We start from the raw sequence: 18,568 nt of genomic DNA on the forward strand, positions 1-18,568 counted from the left end.
TTCATCGAAGACAGCAAGGCCAGCCTCGGCCTGCGCAACTTCTACATCAACACCGACAACCGCAACGGCCCCGCCTCGCCCAGCAAGCAGGAAGAATGGGGCCAGGGCTTCATGCTCAACTACGCCTCCGGCTTCACCGAAGGCACCGTCGGCTTCGGCGTCGACGCCCTGGGCCTGCTCGGCCTGCGCCTGGACGGCGGCGGCAAGTCCGGCAAGAGCGGCATCGACCGCCAGCCCGGCACCATCTTCCCGCTGGAGAGCGACGGCAGCGCGGTGGACGAGTTCAGCAGCCTGGGCCTGACCGCCAAGGCGAAAGTGTCGAAGACCGAGTTCCGCTACGGCACCCTGCAGCCCAAGCTGCCGGTGGTGGTCTACAACGACGCGCGCCTGCTGCCGATGACCTACGAGGGCGGCCAGGTCACCTCCAACGAGTTCAAGGACCTGACGCTGATCGGCGGCCAACTGACCCACACCAAGGGCCGCAACTCCACCGACTGGCGCAGCATGTCCATCGCCGGCGCCAACGGCAGCAGCGCCAGCTCCCGCGACAGCAACAAGTTCTACTTCGCCGGCGGCGACTACAAGGCCACCAAGGACCTGACGCTGCAGTACTATTACGGCCAGCTGACCGACTTCTACCAGCAGCACTTCCTCGGCCTGACGCACAACTGGGCGGTCGGCCCGGGCACCCTGAAAACCGACCTGCGGGTGTTCATCAGCGATTCCGACGGCAAGAACGGCAGCGCCTCCGGCCGCGCCGACGGCTACGTCAGCAGCGGCTACTACGGCAACAACCTGACCAAGGGCGAGGTGGACAACAACGTCTACAGCGGCCTGCTCACCTACAGCCTCGCCGGCCACAGCATCGGCGCCGGCTACCAAGTGCTCACCGGCGACAGCGACTTCCCCTACCTGAACCGCGGCGACGGCGAAGGCACCAGCACCTACCTGCACACCGACGCCCAGCTGCTGAAGTTCAACCACGCCGGCGAGCGCACCTGGATCGGCCGCTACGCTTACGACTTCGCCAAGCTCGGCGTGCCCGGCCTGACCTTCAGCGTGCTCTACCTCAACGCCGACGACATCAAAACCGGCCGCGGCGACCAGGGCGAGTGGGAACGTGACATCGCGGTGGGCTACGTGGTCCCCGAGGGCACCTTCAAGGGCCTGGGCCTGGCCTGGAAGAACGCCACCATGCGCAGCGGCCTGCCGGTCAGCGGCTCGGGCACGGCGACGCAGCGGGACCAGGATGAGAACCGGTTGATCGTGAGCTATACGTTGCCGTTGTTCTAGGTCTGGAGTGAGGGTTGTTGGAGCCAAGAGCCAAGAGCCCCTCTCCCTAACCCTCTCCCTGAAGGGAGAGGGGACCGTTCGGAGTGAATGGATGTTTCGGCGTCAGCCGGAGATGACGGTTCAGGTTGAAACCATTGCTGTCCGCCGGCACGGACAAGCTCCCTCTCCCTTCAGGGAGAGGGAGCGGAGCCAACCCAAGGCACGAAAGCCACCGGACCGCACCGGAGGTGCTCTTCGTAGGAGCGAGCTTGCTCGCGAACCGCATGGCACCGAACCTGTTCGCGAGCAAGCTCGCTCCTACGAAAAGCCATAAAGCCATCCAGCCCTCAGGCCAACACCGCCACCGACTTCACCTGCGCCCACACCCCCTGCCCCACCCGCAACCCCAGTTGCTCGCAGGAATACCGGGTAATCCGCGCCAACAACGGATTCCCCCCCACATCCAGCCGCACCAGCAGATGCGCCGGCGTATCCGTGGGAGCCAGCTCGGTCACCGTGGCCGGCAGCAGGTTGAGGATGCTGCTCTGCTGCGGGCGCTGCAGAGTCAGGCTGACGTCGCGGGCCTGCACCTTGATGCGTAGCGCCTTGCCCACCGGCAGCGGGCCATGGGCCAGGCGGATGCGTTCGCCGCAGTTGGGCAGGCCGAGGTCGAGCAGGCCGTATTCGGCGTCGTGGCCCAGTACCTGGCCGTCGATCACCACGCCGGCGTCTTCCAGCAGCGAGGTGGGCAGGTCGGTGCGCGCCAGGGTCTCGCCCACCGCGCCGCTGGCCAGCGCGCGGCCGGCTTCCAGCAGCACCAGGTGGTCGGCCAGGCGCGCCACTTCGTCCGGCGAGTGGCTGACGTAGAGGATGGGGATGTCCAGCTCGTCGTGCAGGCGCTCCAGGTAGGGCAGGATCTCCGCCTTGCGCTTGAGGTCCAGGGCCGCCAGCGGCTCGTCCATCAGCAGCAGGCGCGGGCTGGTCAGCAGGGCGCGGGCGATGCCCACCCGCTGGCGCTCGCCGCCGGACAGGTGGCGCGGCATGCGTTCGAGCAGGTGGCCGATGCCCAGCAGCTCGCAGGCCTGGTCCATGGCCACGCGATGCTCGCGCGCCGGCACGCGCTTCATGCCATAGCGCAGGTTGCGCCTCACCGACAGGTGCTCGAACAGGTTGGCGTCCTGGAACACGTAGCCGATGGCGCGCTTGTGCGGCGCCAGGAACAGGGCCTGGGCGCTGTCCTGCCAGGTTTCGCCGTTGACCACCAGGCGCGCCTCGCGCGGCCTTTCCAGGCCGGCCACGCAGCGCAGCACGGTGGTCTTGCCGGAGCCTGAGTGGCCGAACAGCGCGGTCACCCCGCGGCCCGGCAGGCGCAGGTCGACGTCCAGGGTGAAGCTGCGGTATTCGAGCAGGAAGCGTGCTTGGATGTCTGCCGGCATCTCAGTTCCAGGCCGAGTGGCTGCGGCGCGTGGAGTACAGCGCCAGCAGCACGAAGAAGGAGAACACCACCATGCCGCCGGCCAGCCAGTGCGCCTGGGCGTACTCCATGGCCTCGACGTGGTCGAAGATCTGCACCGAGACCACGCGGGTCTGGCCGGGGATGTTGCCGCCGATCATCAGCACCACGCCGAACTCGCCCACGGTATGGGCGAAACCGAGGATGGCGGCGGTGACGAAGCCCGGCCGCGCCAGCGGCAGGACCACGCTGAAGAAGGTGTCCAGGGGCCCGGCGCGCAAGGTCGCCGCGGCCTCCAGCGGGCGCGTGCCGATGGCCTCGAAGGCGTTCTGCAGCGGCTGCACCACGAAGGGCAGCGAGTAGATCACCGAGCCCACCACCAGCCCGGCGAAGCTGAACGGCAGGCGCTGCCAGCCGAGGGCGTCGGTGAGCTGGCCCACCGGGCCGTGGGGGCCCAGCGTGACCAGCAGGTAGAAGCCGATGACCGTCGGCGGCAGCACCAGTGGCAGGGCCACCAGCGCACCCAGCGGGCCCTTGAGCCACGAACGGGTGCGCGCCAGCCACCAGGCGATGGGGGTGCCCAGCAGCAACAGGATCAGGGTGCTGACGGTGGCCAGCTCGAGGGTGAGCCGGATCGCCGTGAGGTCCGCCGCGGTCAGGTGCATCGTTTTCCCTGTTTACAGCTCGTAGCCGTAGGCCTTGATCACCGCGGCCGCCTTCGGCCCCTTCAGGTAGTCCACCAGGGCCTTGGCCGCGGCGTTGTCCTTGCCTTTTTCGAGGATGACCGCGTCCTGGCGGATCGGCTCATAGAGGTCGGCCGGGACTATCCAGGCCGAACCGGCCGTCACCTTGCCATCCTTGTAGATCTGCGACAACGCCACGAAGCCCAGATCGGCGTTGCCACTGGACACGAACTGGTAGGCCTGGCCGATGTTCTGGCCCTCGACGATCTTGCCGGTCAGCTTGTCCTTCAGCCCGAGCTTGTCCAGCACCTGGGTGGCGGCCAGGCCGTAGGGCGCGGTCTTCGGGTTGGCGATGGACAGGTGCTGGAAGCCACCTTTATTCAGGACATCTCCCTTGGCATCGACGTAGCCATCCTTCGGCGACCACAGCGCCAGCTTGCCGATGGCGTAGGTGAAGCGCGAGCCGGGGACCACCGCCTTCTCCTGCTCCAGCTTCGCCGGGGTGCTGTCGTCGGCGGCGAGGAACACCTCGAAGGGCGCGCCGTTCTTGATCTGCGCGTAGAACTGCCCGGTGGCGCCGAAGGAGGCCACCAGCTTGTGCCCGGTGTCCTTCTCGAAGTCCTTGGCGATGGCCTGGATGGGCGCGGTGAAGTTGGCCGCGACCGCGACCTGCACCTCGTCGGCCAGCGCCGCGTGGGTGGCCAGGCAGGCCGCCAGGGCCAGGGAAAGGCGGGCGAATGTCTGTTTCATCGATGTGCTCCAGTGGTTGGCTGTCGTTCTGCTTCGAAGGGCCCGCCGGCTCTGCTATACCTTCCTGACCTCACTGAAACCAAGGAGAGAAAGACATGAAAGTCAGCGCGCGCAATGTGTTCCGCGGCACAGTCAAGCAACTGCGCAACGGCGCGGTGAATGCCGAGGTGGTGGTGCAACTGCCCGGCGGCAACGACCTGGTGGCCATCGTCACCGAGGAAAGCGTGAAGAGCCTCGGCCTGGCCCAGGGCAAGGACGTGGTGGCGCTGGTCAAGGCGCCCTGGGTGATGCTGATGACCGATGCCGAGGGCATTCGCCTGTCGGCGCGCAACTGCCTGGCCGGCACGGTGAAGTCGGTGGCCGACGGCGCGGTGAACGCCGAGGTGGTGCTGGACCTTGGCGGTGGCAGCGAAGTGGTGGCGGTGGTCACCCGCGACGCCGTCGCCGAGCTGGGGCTGGCGGCCGGCGTCAAGGCCACGGCGGTGATCAAGGCTTCCCATGTGATTCTCGGTGTTCCTTCCTGACGGATGCCACGGCGCGACGCTGGAGGGCCCCGGTCTGTCCGGGGCCCGCTGCCGGAGAATCGTTATATCAAAAATTACATAACGATACCCGCGCCGCAGCAATACCCATTAAGGGCAACGCCATGGGCTTGGCCACGGGCGTCGGTGCCGATGGGCACGCCAGCATTCTGCATTTATTGACCTAAAGGTCAATTTTTCCGCAAGGCTACAACGCCAGGTACAGCGTCAGCAGCAGGCCCAGGCCGGCCACCGTCAGGTTGAGCCAGGGCCCGGCGTTGACCCGGTAGCCCTCGGGAATCTCCACCGGCTTCAGCCCGCGCACCACGTTGCGGTACTGCAGCGCCGAGCTGCAGGCGGCCACGCAGCCGAGCAGGATGAAGCCCAGCCCCACCCAGAACGACATGCGCAGCGCCGCCGCGGTCTCCAGGCCGGCGTGCATCAGGCGCAGCAGCAGGCCGGTGCGCTCGACCACGAAGCCGAAGGCGATCAGCGCCAGGGCGGTACGGTTCCAGGCCAGCAGGGTGCGCTCGGCGGCGAAGAAGACGCGGGGGTCGTTCAGGTCGGACATGGGGCCTCGGTTCGCAGGGGAATCTCCGGGTAGCGTAGGCGGCGGGCGGCGCTGCGTCTAAGGCACGGCTTCATGCCCCCGCGCCCTTGCGCCGCTGCTGCCATTCGAACGCCGCCATGCCGGCCAGCATCCCCAGCACGAACAGCGCCGCCTGCCAGTGGCCGGCGCCCAGGCCGACCAGCGCCGGCCCCGGGCAGATGCCGGCGATGCCCCAGCCGATGCCGAACACCAGGCTGCCCAGCACCAGGCGGCGGTCCAGGTCGCGCCGCGTCGGCAGCTGCATGGCGCCGCCGAGCAGGCCGTGCGCCTTGCCGCGGGCCAGGCCGAAGAACGGCAAGGCGGTGAGGATGGCGCCGACCATCACCAGCGCCAGGGACGGGTCCCAGGCCCCGGCCAGGTCAAGGAAGGCCAGCACCTTGGCCGGGTCGGCCATGCCGGCCAACAGCAGGCCTAGGCCGAACAGCAGGCCGCAGAGGAAAGCGCTCAGGCGGGCCATGTTCAGGCTCCCAGCAGGTGGCGGATGCAGAAGACGGTGACGAAGCCGCTGGCCATGAAGCACAGCGTGGCCAGCAGCGACCGCGGCGACAGCCGCGCCAGGCCGCACACGCCATGGCCGCTGGTGCAGCCGGCGCCATAGCGGCTGCCCAGCCCCACCAGCAGCCCGGCCAGCAGCAGCGCTGGCCAGGCGCTGTCGAAGTGCAGCGCCGGCAGCGGACCGAAGGCCAGCCACAGCAGCGGCGCCAGCAGCAGCCCGATGAGGAACGCCAGGCGCTCGCCGCCGACGCCGCCCCTGGCCAGCAGGCCGCCGAGCAACCCGCTGATGCCGGCCACGCGGCCGTTGAGCAGGGCGAACAGGCCGGCGGAAAGGCCGATCAGCGCGCCGCCGGCCAGGGCGCTCCAGGGGGTGAAGGCAGTCCAGTCGATGTTCATTCGGCATCCTCTGCGCAGAACAATTGGTAGAGAGTCTGGATCACCGCCAGCGCCTGGGGGCTGCTGATGCGGTAGTACACCTGCTTGCCCTCCTTGCGCGTCGCCACCAGGCCCTCGCGGCGCAGCACGCCCAGTTGCTGGGACAGCGTCGGCTGGCCGACGCCCACCCGCTCCTCCAGGGCGCCGACGTGCAGCTCCTCCTGGGACAGCATGCACAGCAGCAACAGGCGGTCGGGGTTGCCCAGGGCCTTGAGCAGGCGCCCGGCCTGGTCGGCGGAGTGGCGCAGGCGTTGCAGGTCGATGGCTGGGATGGCGGGCATGGGAACGCTCTACGAAATTACAATATATGAAAACATATAATATAAACCCGCAGAACGTCCACCCTCGCCCGCCGCGGGCTATTCCTTGGGCGCCTGGCGCCGCGGCCAGGCCAGGGTGAAGCAGGCGCCGCCCAGGGCCTGGCTGCGGGCGATGGACACCCGGCCGCCGTGCCAGCGGATGATCCGCCGCACGATGGACAGCCCCAGGCCGTGCCCGCCGGTGACCCGCGTGCGGCTGTCGTCGACGCGGAAGAACGGCGTGAACAGGCGCTCCCAGCGGTCCTCCGGCACGCCCGGGCCGTCGTCCTCGACGTCTACCTGGCAGCGGTCCAGGCTAACGCGGTAGCTCACCCGCACCCGCGTCTCGGCGTAGCGGATGGCGTTGCTCAGCAGGTTCTGCAGGGCGCGGTGCAGGTAACGCGGCTCGGCCTCGATCCAGCTACCCTGGTCGAAGGGCACCAGCGCGCCGGCCTCGCAGGTCACCTGCACCTCGCCGCGCAGCGGGGCGATCTCCGCCACCACCTGGCGCACCAACTCGCCCAGCTCCACGCTCTGGTAGGTCAGCGCCGGCGAGCCCTGCTCCAGGCGCGCGTAGGTGAGCATCTCGTCCACCAACTGGTCGAGGTCCTGGATGTCGCCGTCCATGCCCTCCAGGTACTTGCGCCGGGTCTTGTCGTCCTCGGCGGACTCGATCATCTCCAGGCCGAAGCGCAGCCGCGCCACCGGTGTGCGCAGCTCGTGGGACACCGCGCGGACCAGCTCGCGCTGCACGCTGATCAGGCGCTGGATCTGCTCGGCCATGTGGTTGAAGGTGCCGGCCAGGCGCCCCACCGAGTCGCTGCCGCGTTCGTCCACCCGGGTGTCCAGGCTGCCGCGGGCGATGCGCGAGGCGGCCGACTCCAGGCCACGCAGGCGCTGCTCCAGGCGGCTGACCAGCAGGTACAGGGTGAGGCCGATCAGCGACAGGCCGACGGCGGCGATCAGCAGCAGCAGTTGCGGCGGGTAGGGGTTCATCTGGTAGATCGGCCCCAGCTCCAGCACCCAGGGCGTGTCGACGATGCCGGCCACCACGCGGATGGAGTCGCCGTTCTTGCCCAGCGCCAGCACGGTGTCGCCCTCCTCCACCCGGCGGCTCTGGTCGTCGTCCAGGTCGATCTCCTTCAGGCGCAGCAGGTGCACGTCGAAACCGAAGCGCTTGTCGCGCACGATGCGCGCCAGGTGGTAGGGCTGCTCGCTGGCGGGGAAGCGGCGCAGCTCGTCCATCAGCATATAGATGGTGGCCCGCGCCAGTTGCTCGCTGACCTGCTCCACCTCGCCGGTGAGCACCAGGCCCTCCTGCAGGCTGACCTGGGTATGGATGCGCACCTGGTGCGGCCCGTCGGCCTCCACCAGCACCTGGTCGTTCATCAGCCGCGCGCGGTCGCGGCCGTCCATGCCCAGGGCGTCGAGCTTCTGCAAGCTCAGCGGTATGCCCATCAGGCGGCTCCACTGCAGCAGCGCGCGCTTGCGGTCCACCTCCTCCATGCCTGCCATCTCGTCGGCCATCAGGCGGAAGGTGCCGCGCGCCAGCTCCTCGCGGTAGCGGTCGCCGCGCACCTCGTTGACCAGGTGCAGGGTCAGCACGCCGAGGACGGCGACCAGCACCAGGGTCAGCAGCATGCCGCCGTAGATGCGCAGGAAGATGGATTTCATCGGCGAAGCCCTGTGCCGGGTTCATGGGCCGGGGTGAAGTCGCTGGGTTCCCGCGTGCGCGGGAATGACGCCGGGGAGTCTGGATGCCGGGGGGTTGCTGCGCAGGGTGCGGGAAACACCGAACCCACCCCCGTCATTCCCGCGCACGCGGGAACCCAATGAACAGCCGCAGCAACGCACGACCCCGAAGCCAGGCAGCGAATCAGCGCAAGCCCCCTACTGCTCGCCAACGAACAGGTACCCCTTGCTGCGCACCGTCTTGATCAGCCGCGGGTGCATGGGGTCGTCGCCGATCTTCGGGCGGATGCGCGAGATGCGCACGTCGATGGAGCGGTCCTGGCCGTCGTATTCGATGCCGCGCAGGGAATTGAAGATTTCCTCGCGGGAAAGGATGCGCCCGGTGTTGGCCGCCAGCAGCCACAGCAGGTCGAACTCGGCGCTGGTCAGCTCGATGGTCTGGCCGTCCAGCCAGGCCTCGCGCATGGCGTTGTCGATCACCAGCTTGCCGAAGGTCAGGCGCTTGCTGCCCGCCGCGGGCGCCTCGTCCGGCCCCTCGCTGCGCCGCAGCAGGGCGCGGATGCGCGCCAGCAGCAGGCGCGGGCGCACTGGCTTGCACACGTAGTCGTCGGCGCCCATCTCCAGGCCCTGGATCTGGTCCATGTCGTCGGTGCGCGCGGTGAGCATCAGGATCGGGCCGTCGTAGTCCGGGCGCAGGCGCCGGCAGATCGACAGGCCGTCCTCGCCGGGCAGCATCAGGTCCAGCACCACCAGGTCCGGCCGTTCCGCCAGCACGCGGTCCACCGCGCGGGCGCCGTCGGCCTCGACGCCCACCTTCAGGCCGTTGCTTTCCAGATAGTCCTGGGTCAGCTCGGCCAACCGCTGGTCGTCCTCGACAATGAGGATTCGCGCCTCTTGCTCCACACCGCCTCCCAATGCACCTGAACGGGTCCGCCGCGCACCGCCGCGAGGCAGGCGGGACGTGCCGCATTGTAGCCAGGAAGCCGCGCCATGGCACGGGCGGAACGCGATGGGGCAGGACCACAAGATATTGTGGTAGGGTTCACACCCTGACAGCCTCAGGCCAACTCCTGAATCTGTCAGTCGCTCATGACGAACGGTGAAAATCAGCAGCGGTGCGGCCTGGCGCGATCCCTACGCGATCACGCACACGCCACCCACAATTTATCCACAGGTTTCCCCCAGCCTCCCGCCTTGCAAAGCCTCCCATAGCGCATTATCTTGTATCCCCGTTGCGGATAACCCCTACATGTTGGGTCCGCAACCTGGAACCGGACACAAGAAGAAGCACGAGGTCGCGAGCCTTTTCCACGGCTCCTCCGGTTCCCCCAGCAGCTGCATCCAGGCGTACGAAAGTCCGACGCGGCGTAGGCCGCAAAGGAGTGATCGATGTCGATGGCCATGCGGTACGGGTGTTGCAACCGATCGGTCAACACCACTAGGTATTGTGGTTCCGGCCCGTAAAGCCGGACACCCGACTTGGGCCAGGGAGGCGCTTGAGTCCCCTTCCCCTGTTAGCAAGTTTTCATGCGGCCGGCCCCGCCGGACGCACACGCTCTTTATTGCTGTTTTTCCGGAGCGGCGCCCCCGGCGCCAGTGACAGAACCCACTAAGAGAATGTGGAGACAACCCCCCATGCAGACCGACACCACTCGCGAGAACCCGCAGGCCGCAGCGCCGCAGGCAGCCGAATCCGCCCAGGATCTGGCCGCCACCGCGCCCGGCCAGCTGCGCGTGATCAAGCGCAACGGCACCGTAGTTCCCTACACCGATGACAAGATCACCGTAGCCATCACCAAGGCGTTCCTCGCCGTGGAAGGCGGCACCGCTGCCGCCTCGTCGCGCATCCATGAAACCGTCGCGCGCCTGACCGAGCAGGTCACCGCGACCTTCAAGCGCCGCATGCCCTCCGGTGGCACCATCCACATCGAAGAAATCCAGGACCAGGTCGAACTGGCCCTGATGCGCGCCGGCGAGCAGAAAGTCGCCCGCGACTACGTGATCTACCGCGAAGCCCGCGCCAACGAGCGCAAGACCGCCAGCGCCGCCGGCGAAGTCGCCCAGCCGCACCCGAGCATCCGCATCACCAAGGCAGACGGCAGCACCCAGCCGCTGGACATGGGCCGCCTGCAGACCATCATCCGCGAAGCCTGCGAAGGCCTGGCCGAAGTCGATGGCGGGCTGATCGAACGCGAAACCCTGAAGAACCTCTACGACGGCGTGGCCGAGAAGGACGTCAACACCGCCCTGGTGATGACCGCCCGCACCCTGGTGGAACGCGAGCCGAATTACTCCTACGTCACCGCCCGCCTGCTGATGGACACCCTGCGCGCCGAAGCCCTGGGCTTCCTCGACGTGGTCGAGAGCGCCACCCATCACGAAATGGCCGAGCTGTACGCCCGCGCCCTGCCGGCCTACATCGAGAAAGGCGTCGAGTTCGAACTGCTCGATTCCAAGCTCAAGGGCTACGACCTGGCCAAACTGGGCGCCGCGCTGAACCACGAGCGCGACCAGCAGTTCACCTACCTGGGCCTGCAGACCCTCTACGACCGCTACTTCATCCACAAGGACGGCATCCGCTTCGAACTGCCGCAGGTATTCTTCATGCGCGTGGCCATGGGCCTGGCCATCGAAGAGCCGCAGAAGGAAGAACGCGCGATCGAGTTCTACAACCTGCTGTCGTCCTTCGACTACATGTCGTCGACCCCCACCCTGTTCAACGCCGGCACCCTGCGTCCGCAGCTGTCCAGCTGCTACCTGACCACCGTGCCGGACGACCTGTCGGGCATCTACAGCGCCATCCACGACAACGCCATGCTGTCGAAATTCGCCGGCGGCCTGGGCAACGACTGGACCCCGGTGCGCGCGCTGGGCTCCTACATCAAGGGCACCAACGGCAAGTCCCAGGGCGTGGTCCCGTTCCTGAAAGTAGTGAACGACACCGCCGTGGCCGTGAACCAGGGCGGCAAGCGCAAGGGCGCCGTGTGCGCCTACCTGGAAACCTGGCACCTGGACATCGAAGAGTTCCTGGAGCTGCGCAAGAACACCGGTGACGACCGCCGCCGCACCCACGACATGAACACCGCGAACTGGATTCCCGACCTGTTCATGAAGCGCGTGTTCGAAGACGGCACCTGGACGCTGTTCTCCCCGGCCGACGTCCCCGACCTGCACGACCTCTACGGAAAGGCCTTCGAAGAGCGCTACGAGTACTACGAAGCCCTGACCCAGTACGGCAAGCTGAAGCTGCACAAGGTCGTCCAGGCCAAGGACCTGTGGCGCAAGATGCTCTCCATGCTGTTCGAGACCGGCCACCCGTGGCTGACCTTCAAGGACCCGTGCAACCTGCGCAGCCCGCAGCAGCACGTGGGCGTGGTGCACAGCTCGAACCTGTGCACCGAGATCACCCTGAACACCAACAAGGACGAGATCGCCGTCTGCAACCTGGGCTCGGTGAACCTGGTCAACCACATCGTCGACGGCAAGCTGGACGTCGAGAAGCTCGGCCGCACCGTGAAGACCGCGGTCCGCATGCTCGACAACGTCATCGACATCAACTACTACTCGGTGCCCCAGGCGGAGAACTCCAACCTCAAGCACCGTCCGGTGGGCCTGGGCATCATGGGCTTCCAGGACGCCCTGTACCTGCAGCACATCGCCTACGGCTCCGACGCCGCCATCGACTTCGCCGACAAGTCCATGGAAGCCATCAGCTACTTCGCCATCCAGGCCTCCTGCGACCTGGCCGAAGAGCGCGGCGCCTACGAGACCTTCGCCGGCTCGCTGTGGTCGCAAGGCATCCTGCCGATCGACTCGCAGAAGCTGCTGATCGAAGCCCGCGGCGCCAAGTACATCGAAGTCGACCAGAGCGAGAGCCTGGACTGGGCCCCGGTGCGCGAGCGCGTACAGAAAGGCATCCGCAACTCGAACATCATGGCCATCGCGCCGACCGCGACCATCGCCAACATCACCGGCGTGTCGCAGTCCATCGAGCCGACCTACCAGAACCTCTACGTGAAGTCGAACCTCTCCGGCGAGTTCACCGTGATCAACCCCTACCTGGTGCGCGACCTCAAAGCCCGCGGCCTGTGGGACCCGGTCATGGTCAACGACCTGAAGTACTACGACGGCTCCGTGCAGCAGATCGAGCGCATCCCGCAGGACCTGAAGGACCTGTACGCCACCGCCTTCGAAGTGGAGACCAAGTGGATCGTCGACGCCGCCAGCCGCCGCCAGAAGTGGATCGACCAGGCCCAGTCGCTGAACCTCTACATCGCCGGCGCCTCGGGCAAGAAGCTGGACGTGACCTACCGCATGGCCTGGTACCGTGGCCTGAAGACCACCTACTACCTCCGCGCCCTGGCCGCCACCAGCACCGAGAAGTCCACCATCAACACCGGCAAGCTGAACGCCGTGAGCTCGGTGATCGACGAGGGCCTGCAAGCCGCCCCGGCCGAGCCGAAACCGGCTCCGGTGCCGCAAGCCTGCAGCATCGATAACCCGGACTGCGAAGCCTGCCAATAAGAGCAGCGGCAAGCTGCAAGCGACAGGCCGCAAGCCGTCCGCAGTTGCCTTGACGTGCTCGACGACGGTGAAGCCAGGGTGCGCCCTGGCTTCACCGGCAACACCAAACCTCTTGCCGCTTCAAGCTTGTGGCTTGTAGCTGCGATTCAAAGGAGCCCCCAATGCTGAGCTGGGACGAATTCGACAAAGAAGACCCCACCGAAGCCAAGGCCGCCCCGGCCGTGGCCAAAGCCGCCGCCCAGGCCGCCGACAAGCTGGACGACGAAGCCGCCGGCTCCGTGGAAGAAGCCCGCGCCGTCTCCGCCAGCGACTCCGACGCGGTCGCCCGCGCCAAGCAGGCCCTCGACGCCCTCGACATCCAGGAAGGCCTGGACGACCTCGAAGGCGCCTCCGCCCGCGTGCAGGTCGGCGACAAGCAGATGATCAACGCCCGCGCCGACCTCAACCAGCTCGTACCCTTCAAGTACGACTGGGCCTGGCAGAAGTATCTGGATGGTTGCGCCAACCACTGGATGCCGCAGGAAGTGAACATGAACGCCGACATTGCCCTGTGGAAGAGCAAGGACGGCCTGTCCGAGGACGAGCGCCGCATCGTCATGCGCAACCTCGGCTTCTTCTCCACCGCCGACTCCCTGGTGGCGAACAACCTGGTGCTGGCCGTGTACCGCCTGATCACCAACCCCGAGTGCCGCCAGTACATCCTGCGCCAGGCCTTCGAGGAAGCCATCCACACCCACGCCTACCAGTACTGCATCGAGTCGCTGGGCATGGACGAGGGCGAAATCTTCAACATGTACCACGAGATCCCGAGCGTCGCGAAGAAAGCGTCCTGGGGCCTGAAGTACACCCGCTCGATCTCCGACCCGCAGTTCCAGACCGGCACCCCGGAAACCGACCGCCAGTTCCTGCGCAACCTGATCGCCTACTACTGCGTGCTCGAAGGCATCTTCTTCTACTGCGGCTTCACCCAGATCCTCTCCATGGGCCGCCGCAACAAGATGACCGGCACCGCCGAGCAGTTCCAGTACATCCTGCGCGACGAATCCATGCACCTGAACTTCGGCATCGACGTGATCAACCAGATCAAGATCGAAAACCCGCACCTGTGGGATGCCCAGATGAAGGACGAAGCCACGCAGATGATCCTGCAGGGCACCCAGCTGGAAATCGAATACGCCCGCGACACCATGCCGCGCGGCGTCCTGGGCATGAACGCGGCGATGATGGAGGACTACCTCAAGTTCATCGCCAACCGCCGCCTGACCCAGATCGGCCTGAAGGAAGAATACCCGGGCACGACCAACCCGTTCCCGTGGATGAGCGAAATCATGGACCTGAAGAAGGAAAAGAACTTCTTCGAGACCCGCGTGATCGAGTACCAGACCGGCGGCGCGCTGAGCTGGGACTGACGGAAGTAGTAGCAAAGCAGCAAGTCAAGACCATTAGAAACGCTGATACTCGAAATGGAATTTTGGGGCAGTGATTAGAAAGACAAAAGCCCCGCCTAGTGCGGGGTTTTTCAATGGGAAAACTTCAGCAAGCTATTTCCCGCAAAGTTTGGACTTTCAATAAATTATGAAAAATCAAAACACAATATCTAATAGCGATGCGCGAAAGATATCAAACCTAAAAATAAAAGATATAACAACAACCATAACTTCTCCTCCCTATTTCGACATGAAGGATTATGGGAGCAAAAACCAGATTGGCTTTGGGCAAAGCTACGATCAGTACCTAGACGACTTGAAAACTGTTTTCAAGAGCATCTATGACTCCACCAAAGACACTGGCACTCTATGGATAGTCATTGATACATTCAAAAGCGATGGAAGGGTAGTGCCACTTCCTTTTGACCTATCTGCGAAACTGGCAGAAATAGGCTGGCTCCTTCAAGATGTAATAATATGGAAGAAAGACAAAACAGTACCTTGGTCCAGAAATGGATTTGTACAAAGGAAGTTTGAATATATACTTTTTCTTTCAAAATCCAATGAATTTAATTACTTCAAAGATAGAGTAAAAACATATGACACATCCCACCTAAAAAAATGGTGGGTAAAATACCCCGAACGATATAACCCAAAAGGCAAATCACTTGATGAGGTTTGGGAATATCCGATCCCGACTCAGGGCTCTTGGGGGGATAAATACATAAGACACTTCTGCCCGCTACCTACCGACATGATTGGAAATATGATCCAACTTTCCAGCAATGAAGGAGACATAGTAATGGATCCTTTCGCCGGAAGTGGCTCAGTACTATCCCAAGCAGCATACATGGGAAGACGATATATTGGAGTGGAGTTAAACAAAAATTACATAAAGATGTTCGAAAAGCATCTAGAAAAAACTCTAAACGAAGGCCAAAAAAAATATAAAGAATTTAGCAAGCAAAATAAAGAACAAGAAGAATTTGAAAGAACCATTCTCAACCTAAGAGCCTTAAAGTACGCCAAAATTCTATATAAGAGCCTAAAATTTTCCAGCAGCACTGCAGCAAAATATATAAGAGCAGAAATTACAGGCAAGAGTGAAGAAAGGCACAAATTAATCAAGGCTAAATATACAATAATAGGATCAAATTCTCCAAAAGACACTCAGAAATTTATTGAAAGCTTAATAAATACCGCTCCACTATCAAAATTTGGAATCGAGCCGGAATTTGAACATCTCAATGATATTCCAGATGAATTCAAAAATCTCTCCCTTTATGGTTATACAGAAACCAATACGCATTGCGCGATAGAAGTTTTTTCAAACAATAAAACGAATAAGAAAATAAAGATTATCAGCAGTATATTTGTCGACCTTAAGGAGAGTGACTATGACTAAGGAAGTCAAGAAAAAAACCACCAAGAAAAAAAAGCCAAAACTATCCGCCGAACAAAAAGCCCAACAGAAAGAACAAAAAAATCAGCGAAAGGAAATCACAACTCTATTTAAAAATATAGGGTTCAAGAACATACCATCAATTGATGGGAAAGAATTCATATACAACCAAAGAAAAACAGAAATTGATGATATCTTCTACCATGAAAACGTAATACTGCTTATAGAATATACAATAACTAATGACCCCGGCTCACACTTACTTAACAAAGAAATATTCTATCAACGAGTTGTAGAAAACCCTACAGCCTTTATAAAATTTGCGCTTCAGGAGGAAAAACTAAAGAGCTTCAGGAGTGTGCTAAATGAAAACATTACAACAAAATACACTTTAAATCAGCTCATCGTTAAAATAATTTATTGTTCAAAAAACACTATCGCCCAAGCGCATAAAGACGTAGCCACCTCACCAATTTATCTTGACTACCACCTTGTAAAATATTTCTCCAGTCTTTCAAAGGTTATAAAGCGCTCTGCAATCCATGAGTTCTTAGATTTTCTCGAAATTCCTTTCAATAAATTTGGAGCAAGCATATTAAAAACACACGGAGTTTCTAAAGAGGAATTCTCGGGCCACATTCTTCCTGAAGAGCACAGCTCCTTTTCTGAAGGATACAAAATCGTCTCTTTCTACATAGACGCCAACTCATTACTTCGACGCTCATATGTGTTAAGAAAAGAGGGGTGGCGAAAAAAAGAAAACGTTGGCCATTATCAGAGAATGCTCATCCCATCTAAAATACAAGGAATGAGAAAATATCTGCACGAGTGCAACAGAGTTTTTATAAACAATATTATAGCCACTCTATCCCTAGACAAGATAAAACTATATGACGAGAACAACAAACAAATAGAGATATCAGAAAGCGGTGAAATCATCGGACAACAGGGCCACACAAAGGTTACACCGACAAAAATCGAAATAAACAACGAAACAAACATAATAGGAATCATTGATGGACAGCACAGAACCTATGCCTATCATGAAGGGGATGACATATATGAATCATCCATAGAAAAATTTAGAGGAATTCAAAATCTCTTAGTGACAGGGATACTTTACCCAAAAAACGAAGCAAAAGAGAAAAGATTAAAATTTGAAGCAAACCTATTTTTGGAAATAAATTCCAACCAATCAGGAGCAAGCTCACAACTGAAACAAGAGATTCAGCTCATGATTGACCCATTCTCTACCATTTCAATTGCGAAAGCAGTCTTGAATTCATTAAATAATTCCGGACCATTATCTGGACTTTTCGAGGAATTCTGGTACGAAAAAGGGAAACTAAAGACGTCTTCAGTCATAAGCTTTGGCTTAAACCATCTAGTAAAACTCGATGGAAATGAAAGTTTATTTTTTGCATGGACCAATATAGATAAAGAAAAGCTACGAGAGCCTAACAGCGATAGCTATGATCTTTTAACACAATACAAGGAGTTTTGTGTTACAGAAATACGCGAAATTTTTATCGCATTCAAAAGCCAACTCGATAACGAAAAATGGAAAATTGATAGAAAAAACCCGGAATGCATACTTAGCGTAACAACTATAAACGGAATACTTAACTGCCTCAGGCTCCTCATAAAAAACGATGAACTTTCAAGCTCAAAATCCTATAGTAAAAAGCTATCTGGGATAGGAGAATTCAAGTTCAAGTCATACAAATCAAGCCAATATAGGCAAATGGGAGAAACACTATACGAAAAATACTTTAAGCAAGCGAAAGTCTAGATACTAAATCGAACTTCCTTGACTTATTATTTTACACCCATTAGTCTCGAAATTCGGCGCCTAAGAAACGCCTGTCACGTAGCGGCCTGACCGCTCCCGAAAGAAAGCGGCTTTTTTGAGCCTGCGGGTTTTTCTCGTCCTCAAAAAACCTCTGCGACGTCGGGAGTGGGCTAATACAAGACCCGAAAGGGGAATACGTCCGGCCCTCTACGTGGGGTTTCTTAGCTCCCGGCACCCAGCCCTAAGAAAGCTGGCCATATCACGTAGAGGTAATGGATATGCCTATCACCCCCAGCCTTCAGCCCGAAGGCGCTCCGCCGTACCTGCCCTCTTCCCCCTCCACCCCGGAGGTGCGCCATGTCTGAAGAGGTCCTGATCCCCACCCTGTTCACCCGCCACAAGCGCCAGCTGCGCGCCCTGCTGCTGGAAGACCAATGCTGGTTCAGCACCCGCGACCTCGGCCGGCTGATGGGCGTGCCGATGCTGGAAGAGCGCGTACAGCGCAACCTGGACGACGACCAGCACCGCCGCGCCTGGCTGCGCGGCGGCAATGGCGACTACGAGGACGAACTGCTGCTCAGCGAATCCGCCGTGTACGCCACGCTGATCCATTACTTCCACCCGGAAAACCGCTGCATCCGCCAATGGATCACCCAGGAAGTGATCCCGGCCCTGCGCGACAGCTACCGCCACGACACCCGCCAACCCCGCCGCGAAACCCTACACGGCCCCACCCAGGCCCTGACGGTGCTGCACTGGCAAGGCATGCTCTGGGTGCCCTACCGGCAATGGCCACAGGCGAACGCCACACCCACCCGCTGAACACCGGACCTGTTCGTAGGATGGCGTTGAGCGAAGCGATACCCATCGATGGCGCGGCAGCATGGGTATCGCTTCGCTCCACCCATCCTACGGGGCGGCGTCTTTTCGTAGGAGCGAGCTTGCTCGCGAACGGGCCACGTGCCTGAGGTTGTTCGCGAGCAAGCTCGCTCCTACAGGGTTCGGCGCCAGGGGATGCGCGGGCACGGTACGTAGGGCGAATAACGCTCCGCGTTATCCGCCGTTTGACCTTGGCCCAATCCCGCTCGCTGCCGGGCACGGAACCGCCCTCGAAACCGCGCCCGGCTCAACCACGGAGTTGCCGACAAGGAAGGTGAAGCGGCGTACAACCGCGAACGGTTGTACGCCCTACGCAACTTGCTCACCGGGGACG

Annotated in this window: 16 protein-coding genes; 7 read left to right on the top strand and 9 right to left on the bottom strand. The window is 61.4% G+C overall.

Translation table 11 applies throughout. From position 1 onward, the window contains the following. On the top strand, positions 1 to 1,293 hold a 1,293-nt coding region (locus tag BM060_RS10225; protein ID WP_074979716.1), incomplete at its 5' end, for an OprD family porin. 326 nt (positions 1,294 to 1,619) lie between these two features. Here BM060_RS10225 and modC read toward each other — a convergent pair. The 3 genes from modC to modA are packed head-to-tail and all read right to left on the bottom strand — an operon-like array spanning position 1,620 to position 4,158. Beyond that, on the bottom strand, positions 1,620 to 2,708 hold the full coding sequence (gene modC / locus BM060_RS10230; RefSeq protein ID WP_074979718.1) for a molybdenum ABC transporter ATP-binding protein: 1,089 nt from the start codon (positions 2,706 to 2,708) through the stop codon (positions 1,620 to 1,622). A 1-nt stretch (position 2,709) separates the two neighbouring features. Further along, a complete protein-coding gene (modB, locus tag BM060_RS10235) occupies positions 2,710 to 3,390 on the bottom strand; it encodes a molybdate ABC transporter permease subunit (RefSeq protein WP_074979720.1) in 681 nt (226 codons plus the stop codon). Between the two features lie 12 nt (positions 3,391 to 3,402). Next, positions 3,403 to 4,158, bottom strand: coding sequence for a molybdate ABC transporter substrate-binding protein (gene modA, locus BM060_RS10240; protein WP_074979722.1), 756 nt, complete (start codon positions 4,156 to 4,158; stop codon positions 3,403 to 3,405). A gap of 95 nt (positions 4,159 to 4,253) precedes the next feature. On the opposite strand from modA, the gene BM060_RS10245 reads away from it, so the two are divergent. Further along, entirely contained in the window at positions 4,254 to 4,682 is a 429-nt protein-coding gene (locus BM060_RS10245; protein WP_043270708.1) for a TOBE domain-containing protein, read from the top strand. A 205-nt stretch (positions 4,683 to 4,887) separates the two neighbouring features. Here BM060_RS10245 and BM060_RS10250 read toward each other — a convergent pair whose 3' ends face one another. The 6 genes from BM060_RS10250 to BM060_RS10275 form a co-directional block, all read right to left on the bottom strand. Then, positions 4,888 to 5,250: a YidH family protein gene (locus BM060_RS10250; RefSeq protein WP_009621770.1), complete on the bottom strand. Its 363-nt coding sequence runs from the start codon at positions 5,248 to 5,250 to the stop codon at positions 4,888 to 4,890. Positions 5,251 to 5,320: 70 nt separating this feature from the next. After that, positions 5,321 to 5,746, bottom strand: a complete 426-nt coding sequence (locus BM060_RS10255) for a DUF6691 family protein (RefSeq protein WP_074979725.1) — start codon at positions 5,744 to 5,746, stop codon at positions 5,321 to 5,323. 2 nt (positions 5,747 to 5,748) lie between these two features. Then, positions 5,749 to 6,180: a YeeE/YedE family protein gene (locus BM060_RS10260; RefSeq protein WP_074979728.1), complete on the bottom strand. Its 432-nt coding sequence runs from the start codon at positions 6,178 to 6,180 to the stop codon at positions 5,749 to 5,751. Continuing rightward, on the bottom strand, positions 6,177 to 6,500 hold the full coding sequence (locus BM060_RS10265) for an ArsR/SmtB family transcription factor (protein ID WP_074979730.1): 324 nt from the start codon (positions 6,498 to 6,500) through the stop codon (positions 6,177 to 6,179). Before BM060_RS10265 ends, BM060_RS10260 begins: the two co-directional genes overlap by 4 nt. 78 nt (positions 6,501 to 6,578) lie before the next feature. Beyond that, positions 6,579 to 8,192, bottom strand: a complete 1,614-nt coding sequence (locus BM060_RS10270; protein WP_074979732.1) for an ATP-binding protein — start codon at positions 8,190 to 8,192, stop codon at positions 6,579 to 6,581. A gap of 216 nt (positions 8,193 to 8,408) precedes the next feature. Further along, positions 8,409 to 9,113: a response regulator gene (locus BM060_RS10275; protein ID WP_074979735.1), complete on the bottom strand. Its 705-nt coding sequence runs from the start codon at positions 9,111 to 9,113 to the stop codon at positions 8,409 to 8,411. Between the two features lie 732 nt (positions 9,114 to 9,845). Between BM060_RS10275 and BM060_RS10280 the strand changes: the two genes are divergently transcribed. The 5 genes from BM060_RS10280 to BM060_RS10300 all read left to right on the top strand — a co-directional run bounded on the left by BM060_RS10280 (position 9,846) and on the right by BM060_RS10300 (position 18,177). Continuing rightward, the gene (locus BM060_RS10280; RefSeq protein ID WP_074979737.1) at positions 9,846 to 12,734 is read left to right on the top strand and encodes a ribonucleoside-diphosphate reductase subunit alpha; all 2,889 of its coding nucleotides are present in this window, start codon (positions 9,846 to 9,848) and stop codon (positions 12,732 to 12,734) included. A gap of 161 nt (positions 12,735 to 12,895) precedes the next feature. Continuing rightward, the gene (locus tag BM060_RS10285; protein ID WP_074979739.1) at positions 12,896 to 14,143 is read left to right on the top strand and encodes a ribonucleotide-diphosphate reductase subunit beta; all 1,248 of its coding nucleotides are present in this window, start codon (positions 12,896 to 12,898) and stop codon (positions 14,141 to 14,143) included. A gap of 166 nt (positions 14,144 to 14,309) precedes the next feature. Further along, positions 14,310 to 15,566 carry a DNA methyltransferase gene (locus BM060_RS10290; protein ID WP_210147039.1) on the top strand — a complete coding sequence of 419 codons (1,257 nt, stop codon included), beginning with the start codon at positions 14,310 to 14,312 and terminating at the stop codon, positions 15,564 to 15,566. Continuing rightward, complete coding sequence (locus tag BM060_RS10295) at positions 15,559 to 17,355, top strand: DGQHR domain-containing protein (RefSeq protein WP_074980051.1); 1,797 nt, start codon at positions 15,559 to 15,561, stop codon at positions 17,353 to 17,355. The genes BM060_RS10290 and BM060_RS10295 overlap by 8 nt, the downstream gene beginning before the upstream one ends. Positions 17,356 to 17,712: 357 nt before the next feature. After that, positions 17,713 to 18,177, top strand: coding sequence for a BRO-N domain-containing protein (locus BM060_RS10300; RefSeq protein WP_074979743.1), 465 nt, complete (start codon positions 17,713 to 17,715; stop codon positions 18,175 to 18,177). Positions 18,178 to 18,568: the final 391 nt, after the last annotated feature.

Origin of the sequence: Pseudomonas citronellolis (assembly GCF_900112375.1) — a bacterium.
Taxonomy (GTDB): Bacteria; Pseudomonadota; Gammaproteobacteria; order Pseudomonadales; family Pseudomonadaceae; genus Pseudomonas; species Pseudomonas citronellolis.